Here is a 24,114-nt window from a genome sequence, read left to right on the forward strand (position 1 = left end):
AGGGCTAGACCTCCTCGTAATACGTGTCGGGGTTCTCGGGGTCGAAGGGCTCGTTGGCCCACATTACGGTTACGAGATCCTTGGTATCAGAAAGGTTCTCGATGCAGTGCGTGGTGCCGGGCGCCATCTCGACCGCCACGGGGTCGTCGCCGGAGACGCGGTACTCGTCCACGGGGAGCGGGCGGCCGTCGGCGTCCAGGCCGACGCGGCGCAGGCGGATGGACGCCTCGCCGGAGACCACCAGGAAGCGCTCCCACTTGGAGTGGTGCCAGTGGTTGCCCTTCGTGACGCCTGGCCCGGAGACGTTGACGGAGACCTGGCCGCGCTCCGGGGTGCGCAGGAACTCGGTGAAGGAGCCGCGCTCGTCGCGGTTGGCCTTGAGCGCGTAGGCCCGCGAGCCCTCGTCGTAGTAGCTCTCGAACGTGCTCCACAGCTTCTTGGAGAACGAGCCATCCGCGAGGTCGGGCACCGAGAGGTCGGCGCGGCTCGCCCTGAACGACTCGAGCAGGTCGACGATCTCGCCCAGCGTGGCGCGGTCGGTGGGACGGCACGCGCAGAAGTCGTCGCCCTCGATCTCCGCAAGCCCGTCGTAGCCGCAGTGGCGCTCCTCCCCCAGCAGGGCGGAGAGCATCTCGGCGACCAGGTCGTCGATGTAGAGGAGCTCCAGCTCGACCGAAGGGTCGTTGACCGTGTATTCGCGGTCATTTGCTATAGCATCGCAGAAGGTCGCGACGGCGGAGTTGTAGTTGGGGTAGCACCACTTGCCGTAGAGGTTGGGGAACCGGTAGATGAGCACCGGCGCGCCCGTGCGATCTGAATACGAGCGGAACAGCTCCTCCCCCGCCAGCTTGGACTCGCCGTACGCCGATCCCGCGTAGCGCCCGACCAGGCTCGCCTGGACGGAGCTCGCGAGCATCACGGGGCACGCGTTGCCATGGCGCTCGAGCGCCGCGAGCAGGTCGGAGGCGAACCCGAAGTTGCCCGCCATGAACTCCGCCGGGTCCTCGGGGCGGTTTACGCCCGCGAGGTTGAACACGAAGTCGGCACGGGCGCACATCGCGTCCAGCTCCTCCGCCGTGGTCCCGAGGTCGCACTCCATGACCTCGAGCGGCAGGAGCGCCCGGAAGCGCTCGCGACGGTCCTTGCCGTCGCGGATGGCCTTCAGGGCCTCGCAGAGGTTGCGGCCGACGAACCCCTTCGCGCCGGTGACCAGGACGCGCATCCTACTGCACCGCCTCGTGCTCACGGCCCTCGAGGGCCAGCTGGACGTACTCGGCGGTCTTGATCTTCTCCACCGTGCCGGCGACGTCCAGCCTCTCGGTGTTGTGGGAGGTGTAGGCCTCGTCCGCCTGGGTCTTGACGTCGCCGTCGACGAAGAAGCTGTCGTAGTTGAGGTCGCGGGAGTCGCAGGCGACGCGGTAGTAGCCGCCCATGTCCTCGGCCCTCAGGCGCTCCTCGCGGGTCATGAGGGTCTCGTAGAGCTTCTCGCCGTGGCGGGTGCCGATCACCTTGGTGCCCACGTGCCCGAACACCTCCTGGACCGCCTCGGCCAGGTCTCCGATCGTGGAGGCCGGGGCCTTCTGGACGAACAGGTCGCCGGGGTCGGCGTGCTCGAAGGCGAACTGCACGAGGTCGACCGCCTCGTCGAGGTTCATGAGGAAGCGGGTCATGCCGGGGTCGGTCACGGTGAGCGGCTCGCCCTTGCGGATGCGGTCGATGAACAGCGGGATGACGCTGCCGCGCGAGCACATGACGTTGCCGTAGCGCGTGCAGCAGATGGTGGTGCGCCCGGCGCCGTTGCGGGCGTTGGCGTAGATGATCGACTCCATCATGGCCTTGGACTTTCCCATGGCGTTGATGGGGTAGGCGGCCTTGTCGGTGGACAGGCACACGACCTTCTCCACGCCCTCGGCGATGGCGGCGTGCAGCACGTTGTCGGTGCCGATGACGTTGGTGCGCACGGCCTCCATGGGGAAGAACTCGCAGGAGGGCACCTGCTTCAGAGCCGCGGCGTGGAAGACGTGGTCCACGCCGCGCATCGCGTCGCGCACCGACTGGGCGTCGCGCACGTCGCCGATGAAGAAGCGCACCTTGGAGGCGAGCTCGGGGCTCCGCTCCTGCAGCCGGTGGCGCATGTCGTCCTGCTTCTTCTCGTCGCGGGAGAAGATGCGGATCTCCTCGAGGTCCGTGTCGACGAAGTGCTTGAGCACGGTGTTGCCGAAGCTGCCCGTGCCGCCCGTGATCATGAGGGTCTTGCCTGCGAACGAAGCCATCTATTTGTTCTCCTTCTTCCTCTTGCTACCGGTGACCTGGTAGAACATGAATTTCGAATTGGTGACGAAATAGCGCTTGAACAGGCGCTTTGGCTCCTGGATAAGGCGGTAGAGCCACTCCAGGCTGAGGTTTTGCATCCACACGGGTGCCTCGGGCGTGATGCCGGCCAGGATGTTGAACGCTCCGCCGACTCCGACCATGAGGCCATCGATACGACCGCGCATCCTATGGCAGAAGCACTCCTGACGCGGTGCGCCCAGCGCGACCCAGACGAAGTCCGGCTCGGTGCGGTTGATGCGCTCCGCCAGCTCAGCCTCCTCCAAAGAAGTCATGTCTCTGAACACTGAGGGCTCGCAGCCGCAGATCTCAATGCCGGGGTAGTCGCGCTCGAGCGCCTCCACGAGGGCGTCGAGGTTCTCCCGCCGGTTGCCGTAGAGGTAGTGCCGGTATCCGCGCTCCGCCGAAACCGTAAAAACCTCCCGCATGAGGTCCGGGCCGGTGACGCGGCCCATCGTGGGGACCGCCTTTCTTCCCACAACGGAGAGCGGCTTACCATCGGGGACCGACATGAGGGACTCGGACTGGACGCGGTAGTACGCCGGATCGTCGTGGGCCATCACGGTCGTGTGCGCGTTCGACACGCAGATGTACTCCCCCTTGATCTCCGGCAGTCGCTCTGCGATGAAGGCCAGCGCGTCGCTCATGTTCGTGGCGGTGATGGGGACGTCGATGATCGGCGTGCGGGCGAGCCGCGGGTCGGACGGGTCGTGCATCTACGCCGCCCCCTTCCCGGTGAAGACGACCGCGATCGTCTGGAGGATGAGTTTCAGATCCGTCATCACGCCGCGGCGCGCGATGTAGCCCAGGTCCAGCCGCACCATGTCGTCGAAGTCCACGTCCGAGCGGCCGCCCACCTGCCAGGGGCCGGTGAGGCCCGGCTTCACGGCCAGGCGCTGCATGGCCCACTCGTCGTACTGCGCGACCTCGCGCGGAAGCGGCGGGCGCGGGCCCACCACGGACATGTCGCCCATGAACACGTTGAGGAACTGCGGGAACTCGTCGATGGAGTGCCTGCGGATGAAGCGGCCGATGCGCGTGACGCGCGGGTCGTCCCTCATCTTGAACATGGGGCCCTCGACCTCGTTCTCGGCCAGCAGGGCGTCCTTCATCTTGTCGGCGCCCTTCACCATGGAGCGGAACTTCCACATGGTGAACTCGCGGGGCCTGCCGTCCGCGCCGATGCGCCCCACGCGCCTCTGGCGGTACAGCGGGCATCCCGGGCTCTCGACGGCGATCGCGGCGCACAACACCGCGGACGGCACGAGGCCGACGGCGATCACGAGCGCGGAGAAGACGATGTCGAAGCCCCTCTTCACGAAGCGGTACCCCAGGCGCTCGCGGTCGAAGGCCTCGGCGTTGCGCATGAGCGATAACAAACGCACGGAGCATTCGCCCTCTTGGACAGACTCACGGGTGTCAACAACGGGAACCTTCACATCGGCGGGGACAGCAACGTTGCCCAAAGTTGCGGCGGGCTTTATCGACACGCCCTCGTCCTCCGCATGCCCCCGCCATGTCTTCTGCGTCTCATTGGTCACTTTTGAACGCCCCCCCCCCGGACTTTTTTCATTGCCGGGGAGGTTCCTCCCCTCATGTACGTGCGTCTTTGCTGTGATGACTTACTCTTTGGGTGCTCCTATGTCTTGATTGGGATGTCCAGCGGAAGCGTCTCCAAAAAGCCCCGTCCGGGCTCTCCCACGCGCACCCAGCAGCGGCGCTTGTGCCGGTCGACCTTGGTAATGAGGGCTTCGCAACCAACCAAAGGACCGTCCGTGACGCTCAGCTCGCCATGGAGGATCACCGCGGTGCTGCTGCGGATCACGCGCTCACTGCCCGCAACCCTCTCAAAAAAGGCACGTGCATCTTCCGAAAGCGGCATGATCGAGCGCTCTGTGGCCCCCACCAAGTCCACGTGGAAACTCAGCTTTTGCAGCGCGCTATTCAGGCCGTGAGCATCGCTGGATACGACAAATAGGTACTCGGGGTACATCTGCACACGACGGATTGACCACACTCCGTTGCGCTTTTCCCAGCGCTCCTTTGAAAGCGTGAAGGCATCCGCGAGCAGGTTTTTCGGGATGAGCTTGAGCAGCTTGTCAGCTGTGGCATGCTCCATACTCATGGGCGTATGGACCAGGTACCAACGCATATTCCCACGCGGCACGCGACGCCCCGCGGGCAAACCCGCAGGTGTCAAGCTCAGTTGTGGCGAAGCGGCTCGCATGGCCCTCCCCGATGGTGCAGCCCCGCACGCACGCGACGCGCAAAAGTGCACCTTTTTAGAGAGGGGTTACTCAACTCGATGACAAGATATGAAGTTGTCGATTGCTGGGTTTTATTTCGGAATCATTGGTAAAATGGGTACGTTTTAAAAGGCTTTGAAAAGGTGCACTTATTCACACCTCAGCCCGTTGTCTTTTTTGACCCCATCTTCCCTCAGCCATTTATCAAAAGTCGAAACCGATATCTCGAGACGTCGCGCTGCCTCGGCGCGAGTGACGCGCCCGTCCAGATACCCTTCTTTCGTGACCCCATACGCTGCCGGGCGTTGTTTTTTGGGCCTGCCAAAGCGCACACCCCGAGCCTTGGCGGCGACTATGCCCTCACGTTGGCGCTGCCGAATGCTCTCCCGCTCAACTTGGGCAACGTAGGACAGCAGCTGTAGCACGATATCGGAGATCAGCATGCCCGTCACGCCATCGCACTCGTTCCGGGAGTCGAGCAGAGGCATATCCAACACAACGACATCCGCGCGCAGGTTTTTTATAAGGGCGCGCCATTGGTCTATGATCTCCTCGTAGTTCCTGCCGAGTCGGTCGATGCTCTTTACCACCAATACGTCGCCCTCACGCAACACGTTCACGAGACGTGTCCACTCCGGCCGGTCGAAATTCTTGCCACTCGCCTTGTCGGCGAAGATATGCTCCCGCCGAACACCAAACTCCTCAAGCGCCCTCAACTGGCGATCGAGATTCTGCTCGCGAGTGCTCACGCGCGCGTAACCGTATATGGTGCCCATCATGAACCTCCTTCATATCGGGGGCTGAAAACAAGCCCTCTTCCCGCTCATAACCGATATGAGCTTCGAAGTGAAGGTTATCGATAGGCGTTAAGCCCCTCTTCCGACGCGGCTTTTCCATGCCGCGGGAGGGCGGGCTCCACTCGCATTTTTTCGCATTCCAGCGCGTGATTCGCACTTACCTTGCCTTCCGATGTATTCGGTTGGTGCTACACACGGCCTCGCGCAGGGTTGCCGCCCATATGCGCGGGACCTATTTCGTCACTCCTCCGATTCCTTCGAAGACCTGACCTCTTCGCTCTTGTCGAGAAAGTCGGCAAACGTCTCCTGCTTTGAAACTCTCAATGGCCTGTAATCAGCAACGCTCAGAATCCTGTATTGGGGATTCTTCATCTTCCCGCTCCTAGTTCGCCTCTCGGTTACCTCAAGGTCAACCTGAATCAGATCTCCAGCGTTGAAGCGAACGGTGCCGTCTGCAAGATCATCCAAAAAACTCTTGTCTTCGATGCGCACGCTTTTGTACGTAAGGACGTCGCTGCCCGATCCAAATTGAAAGGTATATCCCTTCTCGGCTCCGCCATATGAGCCGGCGAGCGGCCTCAACCATATCCCCCTATTTATGTACGACGTCTCGCTGACCTCGAGCTCATCCGCCGACGAGGCGGTCCTAGCATACGCGTTGAGGTCGCTTGCGTCATCCCTTGAAAAAGAGGAGCCTTCAGCAAGGCCATCGTCCTCCTCCTTGGGATTGCGCATGTAGATATTCACCTGTTGGACCGTGCCGTTAAACTCCGCGACAGGACCGACCGCCACATCCCTGTATAGCTCAGCAATCGTAGGATTCTGCACCGCCCGATGTGTGGCCTCATCAACCGTCACGGCATTGTCGCCTTTTCCGTAAGTGTAGGACCCGTCGCCATTGTCCACGAATCGGTCGATCGCCCCTCGCACCTTCCGGACAATCCACGGAATGCCTTTCGCTCCGCCATAGCAGAAACCGAGTATCTCGATCGCGTTGAGCACGGCGTCGACGTTCTGGCTCGTCAGCAAATCTACGATGCCGCTTTCGACAATGAACTCGGTGATAAAGGAGCCCTCTTTGAATGGGCGCACCCTGATCTTGAGCTCACCGTCGTATCCTGCCTCTCGGACAGTCAGGCGCACGAGGTCGTCGAACTTATTAAGGTATTTGACTAAATCGTAAACATCGACCCCTTCATCCGGGTCGACGCCTCCAAGTCTATAAACGACTTCCCTGCGTTCCACAACGAACCTCCCGAACATGCGGCACCTCCAGGCCCGAGCGTATTGTTCTGCCCGAACAAGATAGCGTGCCTGTCTATTCCGTCTTCAGACCGGATCTGAAACATCAGTCACTTCTGACGGACAACAGGGTTTGTCCGTCAAATTTCGATATTTCTGACGGACAAATCCGGTTTTCCGTCAAATGCGCCCGACTAGGAGAGGCGAACCCCTTCGGTAATTTCCAGAAGCTCCGTGAACTCAAGGAGGGCAGGCTGGCTTCCACGGTGAGGCCTATTCCTCCGCAGCGGGAGGAAGGACGGCTCCGTCAAGTGCCCTGATAGTCGGATTCTCTCTCAGTGCGTCAAGCTGTTGGGAAGCCATTTCCCTCAGGTAGACAACCCTCTCCTCTCTGGAATGCCCCTCCTTGATGAGCTGTGCATTCATGCTCTCAAGGTTTGCGAGCACAATGAGCTGATGCAGCGTCGCGCCATCCCTGACGTTCCCCTTTTCAGCAGGATTGGCATCGCGCCACTGTCTTGCCGTCATTCCGAACAAGGCGACGTTCAGCACATCGGCCTCATTGGCATAGACGAACTGCTTCGCCTTGCCCCGGGCAATCGGCTCCAGGTGCTCCTTCACCGCATCGGTATGAATGCGATAGTTGATCTTCGTGAACAGCCTCTTCTCATTCCAGTCGAGCGACAAACGGCTGTTCTCATCACTTTTCAGACGTTGATAGTCCTGGATCACATAGAGCTTGAACTCCGGGGACACCCACGACGCGAATTCGAAGGCAATGTCGACGTGAGCGAACGTTCCGCTGCCGTACCTGCCCCTTTTGCTCTTTATCCCGATAGCTCCAGTCGATCGTATCCACTTGGTCGGGGACATGGTGAAGGCGTTGCGGCCAGACTCCAACCTAAAGAGGTCGAATTCGACCTCTTTAAAATCGGGGTTGTGAAGACGTTCCCAGACGCCGAGAAATTCAATGGTCTCCCTGCTCCGCATCCAGTTCTTCACGACATCACCGGGTTCATCGCTGCGATATCTTGCGATATCCGTCAGCGAGATATAGTCGTCTCGATCTCCTGTTGATGAGACCGATATATCAACCCCGAGCGCAGTTATCTTCCCGCTTATCTCCTTCGGCGGCATTTCAAACTCCTCTCTCCGACCATTTCCCTACTCCATCTCCTCGGCGGGCTGGAACCAGACCACGGTGCCGACGTACTCGACCGTGCGCTCCCCCTCCCCCGTTATGACTATGTCCTCGTACGAGTCGTCCCACGAGTCCGGGGACAGCACGATGATGCGCCCCGTGTTGCACAGGCGGCGCATCACGTAGTCCGCGCCGTCGATGGAGACCGCCGCCACCGAGCCGTTGCGAGGCTTTCGGGTTTCAGATCGAACTTTACCAGCAAGGCATCAATGTTCTCGGGTATGCCCATCTTGCCTCCTTACGTTGTATTCAATTTTACATAGTGATATTTCATTCTTCGTAATTGTCTTTTCGGTTTATATAGCGTACGGTTCTCCAAAGACTTCCGACTCTCTTTTCCATGCGCGGGGCGATTGCCAAATAGTTGCCATTCGGGCATGCGGCAGGAAGATACAGGAAAAAGAAAACGTCCCCTGAGCTGCGATAACTCAGGGGACGCATCATTCACACTGGCGGAGAGCTGGGGATTCGAACCCCAGATGGGCTTGTGGCCCATACTCGCTTAGCAGGCGAGCACCTTCGGCCTCTCGGTCAGCTCTCCGGAACAGCTAGTCGATGATATCGCACTTCCCCGGGCTTGAACAGAGTACGGGGCAATAATTCAAAACTCGCCCAGAAACCCCGTCCGGACGCCGCCATAGATCTCAAAACCCCGCAGCGCTTTAGCCCAAGAAGCCAGGGGCGACCACGATGTCGCCCGGATGCTCGCGCACCCAATCCCATGTAAAGCCATCAACGAGTCGCTCGGCCGAGCATGGCGCAGCATCACAGCGCAACCCCACGGCACATGCGAGCTTACCCAGCAACGCTTCCGGCGTATCAAACCGGGCTCGCAGCTCCCCCATGTCGAGGTCGCGGTCGCGCTTGGACAGGCGGCGGCCGTCGGGCGCAACCAGCAGCGGCACATGCGCGTACTCCGGATGCTTATAGCCGAGCAAGTCTTGCAGGTACAACTGGCGAGCGGTCGATCCCAGCAAGTCACATCCGCGCACAACCTCCGTGACGCCCATCGCGGCATCGTCCACCACCACCGCAAGCTGGTACGCAAAAACGCCGTCACTTCGGCGCACGAGGAAGTCGCCGCACTCCTGCGCGAGGACCTCCTGCTGTGGACCATAGGTACGATCTTCGAAGCGGATTGGCCCCGCATCGTTCCGCACAGGAGGCGTGCCATACCCCGCGAGAGTTAACTCTCGCGGCAAAAAATCGGCAGAATCGGGCAATTTCGCCTGCGAGAGTAAACTCTCGCGAATGTTGGCGGCGGAACGGGGCGCGGTGCGCACGGCAGGCACGCGCAGCCTCAAGGCAGGCGGACGCAACTTGGAGCGCTCGGCAACCTCTTCGGGCGTCAATCCCCTACACGTACCTACATATATGGGGGTACCGTCGCTCGCATGAGGAGCGCTCGCGGCGTGCAGCTCGGCGCGCGTGCAAAAACAGGGGTACAGCAACCCCAAGTCTTCCAGCTGGGTCAACGCGGCCTCGTACAGGTCAAGGCGCCCGGTCTGGTAATACGGCCCCTCGTCCCAATGGAGGCCCAACCAGCGCAGATCATCCATGAGCAGGTCCGCCCACGGACCGCTGCGCGCGCGGTCATCCAAGTCCTCGATGCGTAAGATGAGCTTGCCGCCCTGGCTGCGCACAGACAGCCATGCCAGCAGCGAAGCCATAATATTGCCCAGGTGCATCCGTCCTGTGGGTGATGGAGCAAAGCGGCCCACCACGGGTGCGAAGGGCTCATCATACACAGGGCGCGCAGCAAGCACGGCATCTGCGGCAGGCGCGGGGGTCGGATCCCGCGCGAACTCGGCACCCTCACACGGGACAAACGGTGCGCCGCAGCGATTACCGCTACGCGCCGCCAGGGCACCTTCGACCGGCTCTGCCATGGTAAACGCTACGCCCACGGATCGCGCTCGAAGAGCGGCTCGGGGTCGGGGCGGCGATCGGAGTACGGGTCGTAACCGTCATCGTCCTCGTTCTCCGCGCGGACACAAGGGTCGAGCGTCTCCTCGTCCCGCAGTTCGACCTCGTCGCGTTTGCCGTCCACCATGCCATCCCCTTTCATAAAGAAGCCGGGCGCCAACGGGCACCCGGCTCCTTAGTATACGTTGCACAACGCCATGGCGAAACGCGGCCTCCGCGTGCGCACGCGCAATTCGCCGCTCACGCAACGGCTACGCGACGACGAACTCGTCTCCGTCGACACCCACCGTGACTGTGTCGCCCTCGTGCACGCGGCCGTCGATGATGGCGCGCGCGATTGCGTCGACCACCTCGCGCTGGATAAGGCGCTTGAGCGGACGGGCGCCGAACACGGGGTCGAGGCCGCCCACCGCGAGCATCTGCTTCGCCTCCGGCGTGATCTCGAGCGTCATGCGCTCCTTTGCCAGGCGTGCACGGACGTCGGCGAGCTGGATATCCACAATCTTCTCGATCTGCTCCATACCGAGCGGGTGGAACACCACGATGTCATCGATGCGGTTCAGGAACTCGGGCCTGAACGTGTGGCTCATGGCCTCGTCCACCAGACGGCGCATCTCCGCCTCGTCACGTCCCGCGTACTCGGCGATGGCGCTCGAACCCACATTGCTCGTCATGATGATGATCGTGTTCTTGAAGCTCACCTGACGACCCTGGCCATCGGTAAGACGACCGTCGTCGAGCACCTGGAGCAGCACGTTGAACACGTCGGGGTGTGCCTTCTCCATCTCGTCGAGCAGGATGACGGAGTAGGGGCGCCGACGCACCGCCTCGGTGAGTTGGCCTCCCTCGTCGTAGCCAACGTATCCGGGAGGAGCGCCGATGAGGCGCTGGACGCTGAACTTCTCCATGTACTCGGACATGTCGATGCGCACGAGCGCGCGCTCATCGTCAAACAGGCACTCGGCGAGCGCCTTGGCGAGCTCGGTCTTGCCCACGCCGGTGGGTCCGAGGAAGAAGAAGCTGCCGATGGGGCGGTCGGGGTCGGAAAGGCCGGCACGGCTGCGACGCACGGCTGCGGCGACGGCGCGCACGGCCTCGTCCTGGCCGATGACGCGCTCATGCAGCTGGTCTTCGAGCCCCTGCAGCTTCTCGAGCTCACCTTGCATCATCTTGGCCACCGGCACACCCGTCCACGAGCTCACGACCTCAGCGATCTCGTCGGACGTGACTTCCTCCTTGAGGGCGCTCTCGTCTTCTTTTTGCGCGGCGAGCTGCTCTTCGCCTTCGCGAACCTGTGCCTCCAAGCCCGGGATTACGCTAAAGCGCAACTCGGACGCGCGGGCGAGGTCGCCGTCGCGCGTCGCGCGAGCCTCCTCACCACGGGCCTCGTCCAGTTGGCTTTTGAGCTCCTGGACGCGGTCGATGGCGTTCTTCTGGTTGAGCCAGCCGGCCTTAGCCACATTGAGTCGCTCCTGCGTCTCGGCGATGTCCTGGCGTAGCGCTTCCAGGCGCTCGGCGGAGGCGGCATCCGTCTCCTTCATGAGGGCTTGCTCCTCGATCTGCATCTGAGTGAGCTGGCGCGTGATGGCGTCGATCTCAACCGGCATGGAATCGAGCTCCATGCGCAAGCGGCTCGCCGCCTCATCCACCAGGTCGATGGCTTTGTCGGGCAGGAACCGGTCGGCGATGTAGCGGCTCGATAGGTCGGCGGCTGCCACAAGGGCGCCGTCGGTGATGCGCACGCCATGGAAGATTTCGTACTTCTCCTTGAGGCCGCGCAAGATCGACACCGTGTCCTCCACGCTCGGCTCACCCACGAACACCTGCTGGAAACGACGTGCGAGTGCCGCGTCCTTCTCGATGTACTTGCGGTACTCGTCGAGCGTGGTCGCGCCAATCGCATGCAGGTCGCCGCGGGCGAGCGCCGGCTTCAAGATGTTGCCCGCGTCCATAGAGCCTTCCGTAGCACCCGCACCCACGATGGTGTGGAGCTCGTCGATGAACAGAATGACGCGGCCTTCGGCCTTCTCGACCTCCTTGAGCACCGCCTTCAAGCGGTCCTCGAACTCGCCACGGTACTTGGCGCCCGCCACGAGCGCGCTCATGTCAAGCTCGATGAGGTCACGGTCGCGCAGGGTTGAGGGCACGTCGCCCGCGACGATGCGCTGGGCGATGCCCTCGACGATGGCGGTCTTGCCCACGCCGGGCTCACCGATGAGCACAGGGTTGTTCTTGGTGCGGCGGGAAAGGACCTGGATGGTGCGGCGGATCTCCTCGGTACGGCCGATGACCGGGTCGAGCTTGCCCGCGCGCGCCAAGTCGCAGATATTGCGACCGTACTGCTCGAGGGCCTCGAACTCGGTCTTGGAGTCGGCAGAGGTCACGCGGTCGTCTCCACGGAGCTCGGTGTAGACCTCCTCGATGCGCTCACGCGTCACGCCGGCGTTCGCCAAGATCCGGCCCGCCTCGCCCTTGTCCTCCGCCAGCGCCATGAGCAGATGCTCGGTCACCACGAAGTTGTCGTCCATCTTGGAGGCCTTTTTCTCAGCGCGCTCAAGCACGCGGGTGAGATCGCTACCAAGCTGCTGCTGAGCTCCTTCGACCTTAGGGGCGCGGTCGATAGCCTGCTGAGTCGCGCTTGCGAGCTGCTTTGGGTCGGCGCCGATGCGCTCGATGATGACGGATATGTTTCGCTCTCCGCTGGTGAGCAACGCGGCGAGCAGGTGGATGGGCTCCACCGATGCTGCCTGCGCGTCGGACGCGATGCCGATAGCGTTTTGCAGCGCCTCGCGCGAGGTCATGGCAAGCTTATCGATTCTCATGGAATCACCCTCTCTCACGACCCCCGGACCACCGCGCCTCAATTTGGGGACAGGCACCGAATTGAGAGTTGGCATCAATGGGGACTGTCAAACCGAGACGGGTCCTTGGGTCGCACGTGGCCGCCCTACGGGGCGGCGCGTTGTTCTATCGAGGTGTATTGTTGCCGATGGAGCCTCGTTCTATACACAAATCTAAGTCTCCATATATAAGATTTTCTAAGTTAGGTATCACGAAATGGATATTGCGCAGTTCGCCGACCACATGGACGCGCTGGCAAGGGCGGTTTACCGCCAAGACCCAACCGACTTGCTTGAAGTGTGGCTTCAAATTCTTTTAGTTTCTTTTAGCAAGTTTTAGCTTACATGACCGAAGGACGTCCCGCGTTCAATGGGGTCACTCCGCCAGGCGCCCCATAATGTAGTCGTAGTTCTCGCGGCGATGCGGCAGCGTGCAGGCGCTGCAATCCTTGATGCGCTCACCGTTTGCCCCATCGATGTAGGCGAAATTCCCGCCGCAGGCATCGCCTAGCCGGTACAGCGGACAAAAACAGAACAGGCAGTTGAGGTCCGCCGCCGACATGTCGTGACAGGGATAGAACTCGCAGGTGGAGTGGTTGAAGAACTTGTACGACTCCGTGCTGGGCATGCAGAGCCCCTCCTAACGGGCGGCCTCCCGCGCCAACCTACAAATCACCGCCGCCGAGAAGGCCGCGCAGGACCTTCTCGGGATCCGCGGACCCGTCGCGCGGGGCGAGCGCAGTGATGCGCTTCTGCATCTTGAGCTCGTGCAGCTCGTCCTCGAGCTGGCGCACGCGCGCACGGAGCTGTTCCGCCTCGCGCTCGCGCTCCTGGGCGCGCTCCTTCATGTCGAGGATGCGCACCACGCCAGCGAGGTTGATGCCCTCGTCCGTGAGCTGGTTGATGAGCTCGAGGCGTTCGATGTCGGCTTGTGAATACAGACGTGTGTTACCACCCGAGCGCTTGGGGTTCACCAAGCCCTTGGACTCGTACACGCGCAGCGTCTGGGGGTGCATGCCCGTGAGCTCCGCGGCCACGGAAATCATATACAGCGGTTTGTTGCGGCTCTCCTCGGTCATGCTTCCCCCATTAGGTCCAAGTTTTGCGTTTTATTGTACGCGCCGCGCGCAAAGACGCACCCGCCACCACATTACACGTTAGAGTTTGGTGCGATAGTCGCGCTCATCGGAATCGCGTAGCTTTTCCAAAGCGGTGCGCTCTTTGTCGGTCAAGCTCGTCGGGATCTGCACGGTCACGTTCGCTAACAGGGCGCCCATGTGACCACGGCGCTTGGCGTCGGGCATGCCCATCTCCTTAAAACGGAAGCTCTTGCCCGTTTGCGTGCCCGCGGGCACCTTGAGGCGCAGTTTCTTACCCTCGGGCGTGGGGATGTCAACCGAGCAGCCGAGCGCGGCCTCGTACATCGAGATGGGCACCTCGACCGATACATCGGCGGTCTTGCCGCGGCGCTTGAAAACCGGATGCTCGGCAACATGGAATTCAATGAGCATGTTGCCGCGCGGGCCGCCGTTCACGCCGTACTCGCCATGGTTCTTGTAGCGGACCTTCATGCCGTCATAGCAGCCAGCGGGAATCGTCACCTCGATGGTGTCGCTCTCGCCCGTCGACGGAATACGGTGCGTCACGCTCCTGCGGGCGCCGTGCAGCGCCTCGTCGAAAGTCACATCGATAACGGCCTTGAGGTCGCTACCCTTGCGCGCCCGGCGCGAGCCCCCACCGAACATGTCGCCAAAGTCGAACCCGGTGGGGTCGGAGCCGTACGCGCCACTCACCCCTTCGCCTCGGAACATGCTGCCAAAGATGTCCGCCATCGAGGGACCGCCCGCTCCGCCCGAATATGCGTAGCCGCCCTGCCCGGGAATGCCGCCGAACTGCAGCATCATGTCGTACTCTTTGCGCTTCTCGGGGTTCGAGAGCGTCTCGTACGCCTCGGAGATCTCCTTGAACTTGGCCTCATCGCCGCCACGATCGGGATGGTACTTCTGCGCGAGCTTGCGAAAAGCCGACTTGATGTCCTTATCGGAGGCGTTCTTCGATACGCCCAAGACATCGTAGAAGCTCTTAGATGAAGGCATGTGAACCCTCCCTTCTTAAAAAGGGCCCCGGGCTATCGTCCCAGGGCCCCGCCTGATCAATCGAAAACGCGTGCCGCGTGGACCCGTACTGAGGGCCCATCGAACACGCGCAGGTCGAAACGCTACTTACTCGGCCGATTCCTCGGCCTGGCCTTCCGCAGCGTCGGCCTCGGGCGCCGGCGCGGGGCGCTTGTCGCCGCCGTAGGTCACGGTGACCATAGCGGGACGCAGCACTTTGCCGCCCATCCGATAGCCCTTCTGATACACGTCGTTCACGGTCTCATCGTACTGAGACGCGTCCTCAACGCGACCGACTGCCTGGTGGATATTGCAGTCGAAGGCCTCGCCCTTGGGATCGATGGGCTCAACGCCCTCGCGGTCGAACACGCCGAGCAGCTTGGCGCGCACGGCATCGACGCCGTCGACGAACTGCTTGAAGTCCTCGGCCATCTCCTGGCTACGCGCGTGATCGAGCGCACGCTCCATATCATCAACGACCGGAAGCAGGGCCTCGACCAGCTTCTCGGTTGCACGGGCGCGCTCGTCCAAGCGCTCCTGCGCGGTGCGACGACGGTAGTTCTCCCAATCGGCCTGCAGGCGCGCGTGACGGCTCACGGCGTCGGCGGCCTTGGCCTCGGCTGCCGTCTTGGAATCCTCGGCAGCGGCAAGCTGCTCGCGGAGCTCGGCAAGCTCTGCCTCGACCTTCTCGTACTTGAGCTTGAAGTCGTTGTCAGCAGCCTCCTCGCCAGCGCGAATAGCGGCTTCGACCATCTCTTCCTCGGTCATCTCAGCAGGTTCCTCGGCCATATCGGCCTCCTCCTTCTCAACAACCAGTTCGGCGGGCTCAGGTGCCTGATCGGACGCCTCCACGGCATCCTTCACGGGTATCTTCACGTCCGTCTCCTTACAGCCTAGGCGGCCGACTCGCCAGCTGGCAGGCCGGCCGCCCCTTTCATCCATATTCGCCGCGGGTTTTGGACCCGCGGGCGGGGAGCTTACTCCTCGTCGTCAACGACCTCGTAGTCGGCATCGACCACGTCGTCGGAGGCGGCGGCGCCGTCAGTGCCCGCGCCAGCGGCCTGGGCATCGGCGTACACCATCTGAGCGAGCTCGTAGGCGACGGATTGCAGAGCCTCGCCGGACGCCTTGATGGCCTCGATGTCAGAGCCCTCGAGCGCCTTCTTGGCGTCGGCGATGGCGGACTCGGCCTTGGACTTGAGATCGCCGGAAACCTTGTCGCCCAGCTCATTCAGGGTCTGCTCGGTGGAGTAGCACAGGGAGTCGGTCTGGTTGCGGGCCTCGACCTCCTCTTTCTGCTTCTTGTCCTCCTCGGCGTGGGACTCGGCGTCCTTCACCATGCGATCGACTTCCTCATCGGAAAGCGCCGTGGAGCCGGAGATCGTGATGGACTGTTCCTTGCCGGTGCCCTTGTCCTTGGCGGAGACCTTCACGATGCCGTTGGCGTCGATGTCGAAGGTGACCTCGATCTGCGGGACGCCGCGGCGAGCCGCCGGGATGCCGGAGAGCTGGAACTTGCCGAGGGACTTGTTGTCGCGGGCAAGCTCGCGCTCGCCCTGGAGCACGTTAATCTCGACGGAGGTCTGGTTGTCGGCAGCAGTGGAGTAGATCTCGGTCTTGGAGGTCGGGATCGTGGTGTTGCGGTCGATCATCTTGGTCATGATGCCGCCCATGGTCTCGACACCGAGGGACAGCGGGGTCACGTCGAGCAGCAGGATGCCCTCGACGTCGCCGGTGAGCACACCGCCCTGGACAGCCGCGCCGTTGGCGACGACCTCATCGGGGTTCACGGACATGTTCGGCTGCTTACCGGTCATGTTCTTGACGAGCTCCTGCACGGCGGGCATACGGGTGGAGCCGCCAACGAGGATGACCTCGTCGACCTCGGAGAGGGAGACGCCGGCGTCGTTCAGCGCCTTGGTGACCGGCGCCTTGCAGCGCTCGAGCAGGTCACGAGTGATCTTCTCAAACTCGGCACGGGTGAGCGTGTAGTTGAGGTGCAGCGGGCCGGACTGGTTCATGGTGATGAAGGGCAGGTTGATGACGGCCTGCTGGGCGGCGGAGAGCTCCTTCTTGGCGTTCTCGGCGGCCTCCTTCAGGCGCTGCAATGCCATGGGATCCTTGCGCAGGTCGACGCCGTTCTCGGACTGGAACTTGTCGGCCATCCAGTCGATGACGCGCTGATCCCAGTCGTCGCCGCCCAGGTGGTTGTCGCCGTTGGTGGCGAGGACCTCGAACACGCCGTCGGCAAGATCGAGCAGGGAAACGTCGAAGGTGCCGCCACCGAGGTCGAAGACGAGGACCTTCTGCTCCTTGTCCTGCTTGTCGAGGCCGTAGGCGAGCGCGGAGGCCGTGGGCTCGTTGACGATTCGCTTGACGTCGAGGCCGGCGATGCGGCCGGCGTCCTTGGTGGCCTGACGCTGGGCGTCGTTGAAGTACGCGGGGACGGTGATGACGGCCTCGGTGATGGGCTCGCCAAGATACTTCTCGGCGTCGGCCTTCATCTTGGCGAGCGTCATAGCGCTGATCTGCTCGGGCGTGAACTCCTCGCCGTCGATTATGACGACACAACGGCCGTTACTGCCCTCCTTGACCTCGTAGGGCACGGTCTTGAGCTCGTCCTGGACCTCGGAGAACTTGCGGCCCATGAAGCGTTTGATGGAGAAGACGGTGTTCTTGGGGTTAGTGACGGCCTGGTTCTTAGCAGCCTTGCCCACGATGCGGTCGCCCTCGGCGCGGAAACCAACGACGGACGGGGTGGTGCGGTCGCCCTCGGCATTCACGATCGTGGTGGGGCTGCCACCCTCGAGAACGGCCATGGCGGAGTTGGTGGTGCCCAGGTCGATACCGAGAATCTTGCTCATAGTTACTTCCCTTCCTTGGGTTGCGTGGCGCACATTTGCGGATGCTCACGGCGCTTCTGCGTTTTGCTCATGGCATAGTGTATCCCCTTATGCACCGAGTTATACAAAATCTAAGTCAATTCATATAAGATTTCTTATCCTCCACAACTCAACCCAAGGCATAAGGCAATGCATCGCGCGGGAAGCGTGCCCGCAAGCACAGCATGAGCTCCGAGTCCCGTGCGCTCATGGAGAGTTTTCGTCTAATTCGGGTGCGTCCGCCCCCACCTCAATCGCTAAATATGCAAATGCGGGGATGTTTTCGAGGCCCTGCGGGTATAAAGGTTCTACTATTCAGCGTATCCGCAGGTAGATAGCATGTCATTTTTCTCGCGTATCTAGCGTTGCCGAAACTAACCCCGCATTTGCGTATTTTAAGCATCTCGCAAGCACATCAATCAAGCACATCAGGTCGCCTCAGCTCCAATACACGTCCTCATTCCGCTCAGGTCCCTGGGAGGCCCTCATGGCAATCGACATCTTTACCGAGGAAAGCATCATTTGCGATAAGACCGCCTATAAGTACTACCGCACACCGCCCCGCTTCCTCGAGGCGTGTCCCCCACTGCATTTATATAGCCGCGATCCACGCTACTATACCCTGCGCAAAGAGCCTCTCGTAACGGAAGTCCTAGGCACACCCCTACATGTGATTACGGACAGCGCGCAGAAACGCTCGCATGGTGTGACGCTTCGGTTCCATGTGATCGACCGTGAACTTCTCCGCGGTTGCATTAGAGAAACCTTGCACGGCTTCCACGTCGCATCGCCCGAGCTCACGCTCTTCACGCTCTCACGAACCTTGACCTTCAATCAGCTTGTTATGGCAATGTACGAAATGTGTGGGAGATTCACCCTGTACGAGCCAAGCGAGGCGCTCTCAAACGAACTGTTCATTCGCCACGCAACCGACGTGCATGACGGCTGGTCGTGCGTTTCATCGGAAGACGGTAAGCCTTCGAAGCTGTGGACGCGGCCACCCTTGACAAACCTGTCAACTCTTCGAGATTTTGCCGCAAGAATCAAGGGGGTTCGAGGACACAAGCTGTTCGAGCGAGCCCTCGATTGCGTGAGCGGCATGACCGCCTCCCCGCTAGAGGCTCAGATTTCCATGTTGCTATGGATGGATCCTGCGCTTGGAGGGCAAGGTTATCAGCACTTCGAGAACAACTATCTGGTCAAATACTCACATGGCGCAGGAATCCTCACGGGAAAACCTGGCGCCGAGATTGACCTACGCGTGGTGTCTCCAGCCGACACAAGGGAGTGGATGCTCGAATGCCAGGGCAAGATTGTCCACGACAGAGTCGGCGCGGGCACGAAAGATGCGCTTCGGGCTACTGCCCTGCAAGCAATGGGGCACGGGGTGACCCTGATCACGAGCGACCAGCTTCGTGACCAGCATAAGTTCGCAGTTTTGCTCATGTTGCTGTCAGAGAAACTCGGGATCGTATGGCCAAACAAGACCTCAAGGCAACTCATTGCCGAGAACAACCTACGTGCAGACATTTTTGGTGACTGGCTCGGCCTCACAAGGGAGCCGACCGCACAAGAACTCAAGAAACGTAGGCTCGACAACAAGGCCCGACGCAAACCGGGGCACTTCACCAAGCGAAAAAAGGCCACCAACGGCAGTGGGAAAGATAAAAATACGCAAATGCGGGGTTAATATTCGGCATGGGCAAGTAGCGATATAACGACCAAAGCCTGTACCTGCAGGTTTTATAAACCAAAACGGAACGATACTCCCCGATTCGAATTTTATCCCCGCATTTGCGTATTATCGGACACACACTGAGGAAAATCAGGAGGCACGTGCGCGGAAGTTCGGTCGGCAGCGTGGGAAGGGCGAGTGAAATGCGGGAGTGGTAAATGATCAATACTTTCCGCGTGCAACCCATGCAGCATCCACAACAGTCAGCCTTGGCTGACTCGGTGAACGGTCGCGATTGGACCTTGCGAAGACTTGCATTGAAGGAGCCGCGTGGTATCTTTCTTTTGAGAAAGACCCGTTGCCTCTTCGCCTGTGGCACCGGGCGCAACAGAGGAGGTTTATCATGGCTCATCCGATTATTGATGCTGACGAGTGCATCGCCTGCGGCGTCTGCGTTGACGCTTGCCCTGCCGGCGTTCTCGAGCTGAACGACGTCGCCACCGTCGCCGACGAGGATTCCTGCGTCGCCTGCGGCGCCTGCCAGGACGCCTGCCCCGCCGGTGCCATCACTGAGATCGCCGAAGACTAGTACAGGCCTGTCATCATCGCCTCGCATGACCAAGGCCCGACCCCGCAAGGGGTCGGGCCTTGGCTTTAACCGATCATCTCGCAGCTCAGAAGCGAAACCGATCGCAACCGAACCCTTCCCTCGCACCTACGGCGCACTACACGGAACGGACCCTTTCCAGAAGCTTTCTGCGCTGAGCCGCCACATCGATGCTCATTATACCGATGGAAGCCAGGACCAAACAGACGCCGATCAGCTTTCCCATGCCAAACGGCTCTCTGAATATGGCAACGCCGAGTATCACGGCCGTCACCGTTTCGAACGTGGCGACCACGGGGACCTTGGATGCCTCAAGCCCCTTTGAGAGCCCAGTCATATAAAAAAAGTACGCGAGGACCGTTGGGAACAAGCCGAAAGCGGCTGCGACCCAGTAGAACCCGGATGGCATGCCCCCAGCTATCTTCGCAAACGGGTTCGCGAAGGCGGACAAAAGGGCGCCACCGGCCACAAAGCCATAAAATACGACAGTGAGCGGCTGGGCGTAACGTGTTGCCGCCTTGCTGAACATTGTGAGCAGGCATCCCATCAAGCCAGAGCAAACGCCCGTTCCAACTCCAATTGGGGATATCGACTCGATCTCGAGCGCGCCGCCCGTGACGGCAAGTGTGCAACCCGCGACGTTGAAAACAAGTGAGACGATTTTTTGATTGGTTATCCCCTCGCCGTATAGTATGCGACCGAGCACGATGCCAAACATAGGAGACGTGCACATGAGCACCGAAGAGGTTGACATGCCAATATGCTCTATAGATATATAGTAGGTTGCGCTGGACAGGGCGAGGCCAAAAACACCAACAAGCGCGCTCCAAAACAGCCCTCGAGGTGAGATCAGGAAAAACCGGAGGAGCCCCCGTCTTCCTGCCTTCTCGAAATCCTTGCCCGCCCCCATCGCCAAGAGAATCGGGACGAGAAATATGCTGGCGACGAACATTCTGAGCGCCGCGACCTCCATCGCAGTCAAGCCCATTTGACCCAGCGCACGCGAAAAGACGCCTACACTCCCCCACAGCAGGGCGCCAAGCAGGACAAGAAAATATCCAAAACGAACTTGCATCCACAACCTCCATGGTTCGCATGCAGAGGCTTCGCCATATAAAAGCTCCGTCCTCGACGCACGCATCGAGGACGGAGCATATGCCCCGATCTTCAGCCGGCGAAGTGCAGGCAGAGCTCTCTCAAGCGGACCGCCATCAACAAAATCAAACGGTCACGCCACGTGAGCGGGCCGGCCGATCAACCAGCCAAACGGGAACCCAAGCGAACTGTTCCTCAGGTAAGTTACTTCTCAAACTTGGCTATGATCACCCGCGTCGCGATGAAAGACACCGTGATGCTCACCGCGGCGACCACACAGGCGAGGAAGAAATTATCCATACCGCCGTCCGGGGCGATGAAGATCAACGCCGAGAGCAGACCGGGACAGGCGCCGGCAACGTACTCAACGAGCCCGAAAATGCCGGCGATGAGACCACCAGACAGGGCGCCGATAGCAGTGCCAAGAAGCAGACGGGGACGCTCGATGAGCGCGCCGTAGAATCCCGGCTCGGTAACGCCGCACAGCGCGGTGATGCCAAAGGTGGTCACCATGCCCTTACGAGCAGAATCTCCCTTGATGGTGCTCGCAAGCGCCAGGCAGGTAGCTCCGATGCACAGGTTCGAAATGAAGCCGAAGATAATAGGCGCGTATCCAAGCTGGGCAAGGCTATTCACTTCGATTGCGATAAAGGCCTTATCGAGACCAAGCATGACGAGGTACGGGTTGATCGCGGCAAATATCGGAGTGGCGATCACCGCGACATGCCCCATAAGCCACGTAACGGCGTCGCTCAGCGCGTAACCCATCATGGAACCGACAGGACCGAGAGCCAGAAGCGTCACGGGGACAATGATGAACATGGTGAGCAGCGGCTTGACGAACAACTTCACAACATCGGGGATGACCTTCTGCAGCAAGCGGTCAACCGCGAACATGAACACGACGCCGAGCACGATGGGCACGACAGTTCCACCGTAGCCGATCGCCGGAATAGGCATCCCGAGAAAATCGAGGCCCTCAACGCCGCTGATCGACGGGCTCACCATGATCGCGCCGAGAAGCGCGCCCATGATCGGCTGCATCTTGAGAATGGAGGCAAGCTGATAGCCAATCCAGACGGGTAGGAACGTGAAGGCCGCGTCGAAGATCGCCAGCAGCACCTGCGCCGTGCCGCTATCGGTGCTAAACCCGCAGTAATTGACCAGGAGGTTCTTAATGGCAAGGATCAGACCGCCGACGATAAGCGCCGGGACGATGGGCATGAAGATCTGGGCGGTGATGTTGCCGAATTTCTCGACAATGCCGACCGCACCGTTGCTCTTCACCGAGGCGGCCATGTCGGCGATCGTGCCCTCATCGTCTGCGACGACACCTGCACCGAAATCGATGCCCGCGACCTCGAGGAAATCGTTGTATGCCTCAGTCACGTTCGGACCGATGATGACCTGCAGCTGGCCGCCGCTCACCACGGCTCCAAGCGCATATTCCGCCTTCTTGACCGCATCGAGGTCGATTGCATCGAGCTTCTTTACATCAATCCTCAAGCGGGTCGCGCAATGCGTGACGGACGAGATGTTCTCCACACCGCCAATCGCGGCAAGAATAGAGTGCGACATCTTCTCGTATTTCATTTCACGCCTCCTATTCGCTTTGATTTAGATAGCCGTTGATCAGATCGCGATACCAATACCAGCTCTTTTTGGGAACACGCTTCAGATCATTGTCGAAATCGACTCGAACCAATCCGTAGCGCTTCTGGTAACCGTTGATCCAGCTGTACAAATCCATCGTTGACCATACGTAATACCCGTGGACGTTTGCACCCTCCGCGCGAGCGCGCATCATGTGCTCGATAAACTGATCCAGTACCTCGATGCGCTCGTCGTCGTGAACCATGCCCTCGGCGTCGGGATCCTCGTAGGCACCGTGGCCGTTTTCCGTGATGAACATCAGCGGGTTGCCGTAGCGCTCCGCGATGTCCATGATCGTGCTGTACATGACACGCGGAAGAATCTCGCGTCCCCACTTGTTGCGGGGAACATTCGGATCGCACGTGGTCTGATACAGCGGTGCGATCACCTTCCCCTCGAGCTTCTTGCTCGCTCCGCCCTTGTTGTTGGCGGAAACCTGGGTCGCTCCACCGCGCCAGTCCGTTGCGTACTCGCGGCAATAGACGTTCAAGCCGATGTAGTCGCCAACGCCTTGGGCAAAGATCTCCTCGTCGCCCGGCACGCGATACAGCAAGACGTCGAGCTTTTGGAGCATCTCGTCCATTTCCTCGGGAAACCTGCCCTGCAAACATGGAGCGAGAATCATGCGATTCGCCATGAAGTCGGCACCGCGGAACACCTCCTCGGGATGCTCCGCAGCCGGATCGACCTCGACCACACCGCCGTCGTGCACGACGCCGATGATGCCGTCGCCGCCCATCTCCCGATATGCGCGTACGGCCATGGAGCTGGCAAGCATCAGGTGGTACTGATACTGCATAAAGGACTGCATGTCGAGGGATCTGTTGGGCGGGTAGTTGCCCAGCATATTCGCGCAGTAGCTATAGAAATGGGGCTCATTGATGGTTGCCCACACCTTCACGCGGTCGCCAAAGCGCTCAAAGCAGATCTTGGCGTAGTCGCAAAACCACTTGGCGACATCCGCATTGAGCCAGCCGCCCTTGCAGGCCAGGGCATAGGGAAGGTCATAGTGGAACAGCGTGGCATTCGGGACGACACCGTACTTGACGCAACAATCGATCACGCGATTGTAGAACGCGACGCCATCCTCGTTGACCTCACCGACCCCATCGGGCAAAATGCGGCTCCACGCGATAGAGAATCGATAAGTGTTCTGGCCGCCCTCTGCCAACAGCCGAATATCCTCCTCGTAACGATGATAGAAATCGCACGAGACGTCGCCGTCGACGTTATTGATGTTCTTGGCGCTCGTGTGGTTGAAATAATCCCACTCGCCAAGCCCCTTGCCATCCTCGTCCCAAGCACCTTCGCACTGATATGCCGCCGTGGCAGAACCCCACAAGAAGTCCGGTAACTGCAGATTCGCGTGTCCCTGAACATTCATGCGACCATCCTCCCCTCCTTTTACGCAGGCGGTTTTCCCGCCCTTTTTCGAACATGGCGCCATCTGATTTGAAGTATAGAAAAGGAATTTGCCTGCTATGATTCATAAAATGAACCACTGT

At 60.6% G+C, this 24,114-nt stretch carries 22 protein-coding genes and 1 tRNA gene; 2 read left to right on the plus strand and 21 right to left on the minus strand.

Features of this window, described 5'->3' with window-relative positions; translation table 11 throughout:
- Positions 1 to 4: 4 nt before the first annotated feature.
- The 18 genes from Q5Q88_RS04860 to dnaK form a co-directional block, all read right to left on the minus strand.
- Positions 5 to 1,222: an NAD-dependent epimerase/dehydratase family protein gene (locus Q5Q88_RS04860; RefSeq protein WP_302742085.1), complete on the minus strand. Its 1,218-nt coding sequence runs from the start codon at positions 1,220 to 1,222 to the stop codon at positions 5 to 7.
- Position 1,223: 1 nt separating this feature from the next.
- Positions 1,224 to 2,273: a polysaccharide biosynthesis protein gene (locus tag Q5Q88_RS04865; RefSeq protein ID WP_302742087.1), complete on the minus strand. Its 1,050-nt coding sequence runs from the start codon at positions 2,271 to 2,273 to the stop codon at positions 1,224 to 1,226.
- A complete protein-coding gene (locus tag Q5Q88_RS04870; protein WP_302742089.1) occupies positions 2,274 to 3,047 on the minus strand; it encodes a WecB/TagA/CpsF family glycosyltransferase in 774 nt (257 codons plus the stop codon).
- Positions 3,048 to 3,821 carry a sugar transferase gene (locus Q5Q88_RS04875; protein ID WP_302742091.1) on the minus strand — a complete coding sequence of 258 codons (774 nt, stop codon included), beginning with the start codon at positions 3,819 to 3,821 and terminating at the stop codon, positions 3,048 to 3,050. It abuts the gene before it with no gap.
- Between the two features lie 149 nt (positions 3,822 to 3,970).
- Positions 3,971 to 4,498 (minus strand): transcription termination/antitermination NusG family protein, encoded by a 528-nt coding sequence (locus Q5Q88_RS04880; RefSeq protein WP_302742092.1) that lies wholly within the window; start codon positions 4,496 to 4,498, stop codon positions 3,971 to 3,973.
- Positions 4,499 to 4,726: 228 nt separating this feature from the next.
- Positions 4,727 to 5,353: a recombinase family protein gene (locus Q5Q88_RS04885; RefSeq protein WP_118653513.1), complete on the minus strand. Its 627-nt coding sequence runs from the start codon at positions 5,351 to 5,353 to the stop codon at positions 4,727 to 4,729.
- A gap of 261 nt (positions 5,354 to 5,614) precedes the next feature.
- Positions 5,615 to 6,637: a hypothetical protein gene (locus Q5Q88_RS04890; protein ID WP_294123004.1), complete on the minus strand. Its 1,023-nt coding sequence runs from the start codon at positions 6,635 to 6,637 to the stop codon at positions 5,615 to 5,617.
- A 252-nt stretch (positions 6,638 to 6,889) separates the two neighbouring features.
- Complete coding sequence (locus Q5Q88_RS04895) at positions 6,890 to 7,753, minus strand: KilA-N domain-containing protein (protein WP_118653454.1); 864 nt, start codon at positions 7,751 to 7,753, stop codon at positions 6,890 to 6,892.
- Positions 7,754 to 7,780: 27 nt separating this feature from the next.
- A complete protein-coding gene (locus Q5Q88_RS04900; protein WP_158574808.1) occupies positions 7,781 to 7,936 on the minus strand; it encodes a hypothetical protein in 156 nt (51 codons plus the stop codon).
- Between the two features lie 331 nt (positions 7,937 to 8,267).
- Positions 8,268 to 8,358, minus strand: a tRNA-Ser gene (locus Q5Q88_RS04905).
- Between the two features lie 121 nt (positions 8,359 to 8,479).
- Entirely contained in the window at positions 8,480 to 9,706 is a 1,227-nt protein-coding gene (gene gluQRS / locus Q5Q88_RS04910; RefSeq protein WP_302742095.1) for a tRNA glutamyl-Q(34) synthetase GluQRS, read from the minus strand.
- Positions 9,707 to 9,714: 8 nt separating this feature from the next.
- Positions 9,715 to 9,870, minus strand: coding sequence for a hypothetical protein (locus Q5Q88_RS04915; RefSeq protein WP_302742096.1), 156 nt, complete (start codon positions 9,868 to 9,870; stop codon positions 9,715 to 9,717).
- A 124-nt stretch (positions 9,871 to 9,994) separates the two neighbouring features.
- A complete protein-coding gene (gene clpB / locus Q5Q88_RS04920; RefSeq protein ID WP_302742097.1) occupies positions 9,995 to 12,565 on the minus strand; it encodes an ATP-dependent chaperone ClpB in 2,571 nt (856 codons plus the stop codon).
- Between the two features lie 394 nt (positions 12,566 to 12,959).
- Positions 12,960 to 13,211 carry a cysteine-rich small domain-containing protein gene (locus Q5Q88_RS04925; RefSeq protein WP_294122992.1) on the minus strand — a complete coding sequence of 84 codons (252 nt, stop codon included), beginning with the start codon at positions 13,209 to 13,211 and terminating at the stop codon, positions 12,960 to 12,962.
- Positions 13,212 to 13,248: 37 nt separating this feature from the next.
- Positions 13,249 to 13,662, minus strand: coding sequence for a heat shock protein transcriptional repressor HspR (locus Q5Q88_RS04930; RefSeq protein WP_294122990.1), 414 nt, complete (start codon positions 13,660 to 13,662; stop codon positions 13,249 to 13,251).
- A gap of 78 nt (positions 13,663 to 13,740) precedes the next feature.
- Entirely contained in the window at positions 13,741 to 14,679 is a 939-nt protein-coding gene (locus Q5Q88_RS04935; RefSeq protein ID WP_302742098.1) for a DnaJ C-terminal domain-containing protein, read from the minus strand.
- A gap of 126 nt (positions 14,680 to 14,805) precedes the next feature.
- Positions 14,806 to 15,573 (minus strand): nucleotide exchange factor GrpE, encoded by a 768-nt coding sequence (locus Q5Q88_RS04940; RefSeq protein ID WP_118653440.1) that lies wholly within the window; start codon positions 15,571 to 15,573, stop codon positions 14,806 to 14,808.
- A gap of 101 nt (positions 15,574 to 15,674) precedes the next feature.
- On the minus strand, positions 15,675 to 17,561 hold the full coding sequence (gene dnaK, locus Q5Q88_RS04945) for a molecular chaperone DnaK (protein WP_302742099.1): 1,887 nt from the start codon (positions 17,559 to 17,561) through the stop codon (positions 15,675 to 15,677).
- 505 nt (positions 17,562 to 18,066) lie between these two features.
- Between dnaK and Q5Q88_RS04950 the strand changes: the two genes are divergently transcribed.
- Positions 18,067 to 19,269 carry a hypothetical protein gene (locus tag Q5Q88_RS04950; RefSeq protein ID WP_302742100.1) on the plus strand — a complete coding sequence of 401 codons (1,203 nt, stop codon included), beginning with the start codon at positions 18,067 to 18,069 and terminating at the stop codon, positions 19,267 to 19,269.
- A 388-nt stretch (positions 19,270 to 19,657) separates the two neighbouring features.
- Complete coding sequence (locus Q5Q88_RS04955) at positions 19,658 to 19,843, plus strand: DUF362 domain-containing protein (RefSeq protein ID WP_039910702.1); 186 nt, start codon at positions 19,658 to 19,660, stop codon at positions 19,841 to 19,843.
- A 136-nt stretch (positions 19,844 to 19,979) separates the two neighbouring features.
- Here the strand turns inward: Q5Q88_RS04955 and Q5Q88_RS04960 are convergent, their stop codons facing one another.
- From Q5Q88_RS04960 to Q5Q88_RS04970, 3 genes are all read right to left on the minus strand, one after another.
- Positions 19,980 to 20,936, minus strand: a complete 957-nt coding sequence (locus tag Q5Q88_RS04960; protein WP_302742101.1) for a DMT family transporter — start codon at positions 20,934 to 20,936, stop codon at positions 19,980 to 19,982.
- A 224-nt stretch (positions 20,937 to 21,160) separates the two neighbouring features.
- Positions 21,161 to 22,549, minus strand: a complete 1,389-nt coding sequence (locus Q5Q88_RS04965) for a PTS transporter subunit EIIC (RefSeq protein ID WP_302742102.1) — start codon at positions 22,547 to 22,549, stop codon at positions 21,161 to 21,163.
- A gap of 10 nt (positions 22,550 to 22,559) precedes the next feature.
- The gene (locus Q5Q88_RS04970; protein ID WP_302742103.1) at positions 22,560 to 23,993 is read right to left on the minus strand and encodes a glycoside hydrolase family 1 protein; all 1,434 of its coding nucleotides are present in this window, start codon (positions 23,991 to 23,993) and stop codon (positions 22,560 to 22,562) included.
- Positions 23,994 to 24,114 lie beyond the last annotated feature (121 nt).

This window comes from uncultured Collinsella sp. (assembly GCF_959026545.1).
In the GTDB taxonomy this organism is placed as follows: Bacteria; Actinomycetota; Coriobacteriia; order Coriobacteriales; family Coriobacteriaceae; genus Collinsella.

Excerpts from the sequence above, each read along its gene's own strand:
- Q5Q88_RS04960 (WP_302742101.1), bottom strand. The coding sequence starts at position 20,936 with ATGCAAGTTCGTTTTGGATATTTTCTTGTCCTGCTTGGCGCCCTGCTG.
- Q5Q88_RS04915 (WP_302742096.1), bottom strand. The coding sequence starts at position 9,870 with ATGGTGGACGGCAAACGCGACGAGGTCGAACTGCGGGACGAGGAGACG.
- dnaK (WP_302742099.1), bottom strand. The coding sequence starts at position 17,561 with ATGAGCAAGATTCTCGGTATCGACCTGGGCACCACCAACTCCGCCATG.
- Q5Q88_RS04890 (WP_294123004.1), bottom strand. The coding sequence starts at position 6,637 with ATGTTCGGGAGGTTCGTTGTGGAACGCAGGGAAGTCGTTTATAGACTT.
- Q5Q88_RS04865 (WP_302742087.1), bottom strand. The coding sequence starts at position 2,273 with ATGGCTTCGTTCGCAGGCAAGACCCTCATGATCACGGGCGGCACGGGC.
- Q5Q88_RS04885 (WP_118653513.1), bottom strand. The coding sequence starts at position 5,353 with ATGGGCACCATATACGGTTACGCGCGCGTGAGCACTCGCGAGCAGAAT.
- Q5Q88_RS04970 (WP_302742103.1), bottom strand. The coding sequence starts at position 23,993 with ATGAATGTTCAGGGACACGCGAATCTGCAGTTACCGGACTTCTTGTGG.
- Q5Q88_RS04965 (WP_302742102.1), bottom strand. The coding sequence starts at position 22,549 with ATGAAATACGAGAAGATGTCGCACTCTATTCTTGCCGCGATTGGCGGT.
- Q5Q88_RS04895 (WP_118653454.1), bottom strand. The coding sequence starts at position 7,753 with ATGCCGCCGAAGGAGATAAGCGGGAAGATAACTGCGCTCGGGGTTGAT.
- Q5Q88_RS04870 (WP_302742089.1), bottom strand. The coding sequence starts at position 3,047 with ATGCACGACCCGTCCGACCCGCGGCTCGCCCGCACGCCGATCATCGAC.
- gluQRS (WP_302742095.1), bottom strand. The coding sequence starts at position 9,706 with ATGGCAGAGCCGGTCGAAGGTGCCCTGGCGGCGCGTAGCGGTAATCGC.
- Q5Q88_RS04935 (WP_302742098.1), bottom strand. The coding sequence starts at position 14,679 with ATGCCTTCATCTAAGAGCTTCTACGATGTCTTGGGCGTATCGAAGAAC.
- Q5Q88_RS04950 (WP_302742100.1), top strand. The coding sequence starts at position 18,067 with ATGGCAATCGACATCTTTACCGAGGAAAGCATCATTTGCGATAAGACC.
- clpB (WP_302742097.1), bottom strand. The coding sequence starts at position 12,565 with ATGAGAATCGATAAGCTTGCCATGACCTCGCGCGAGGCGCTGCAAAAC.
- Q5Q88_RS04930 (WP_294122990.1), bottom strand. The coding sequence starts at position 13,662 with ATGACCGAGGAGAGCCGCAACAAACCGCTGTATATGATTTCCGTGGCC.
- Q5Q88_RS04900 (WP_158574808.1), bottom strand. The coding sequence starts at position 7,936 with ATGCGCCGCCTGTGCAACACGGGGCGCATCATCGTGCTGTCCCCGGAC.
- Q5Q88_RS04955 (WP_039910702.1), top strand. The coding sequence starts at position 19,658 with ATGGCTCATCCGATTATTGATGCTGACGAGTGCATCGCCTGCGGCGTC.
- Q5Q88_RS04925 (WP_294122992.1), bottom strand. The coding sequence starts at position 13,211 with ATGCCCAGCACGGAGTCGTACAAGTTCTTCAACCACTCCACCTGCGAG.
- Q5Q88_RS04860 (WP_302742085.1), bottom strand. The coding sequence starts at position 1,222 with ATGCGCGTCCTGGTCACCGGCGCGAAGGGGTTCGTCGGCCGCAACCTC.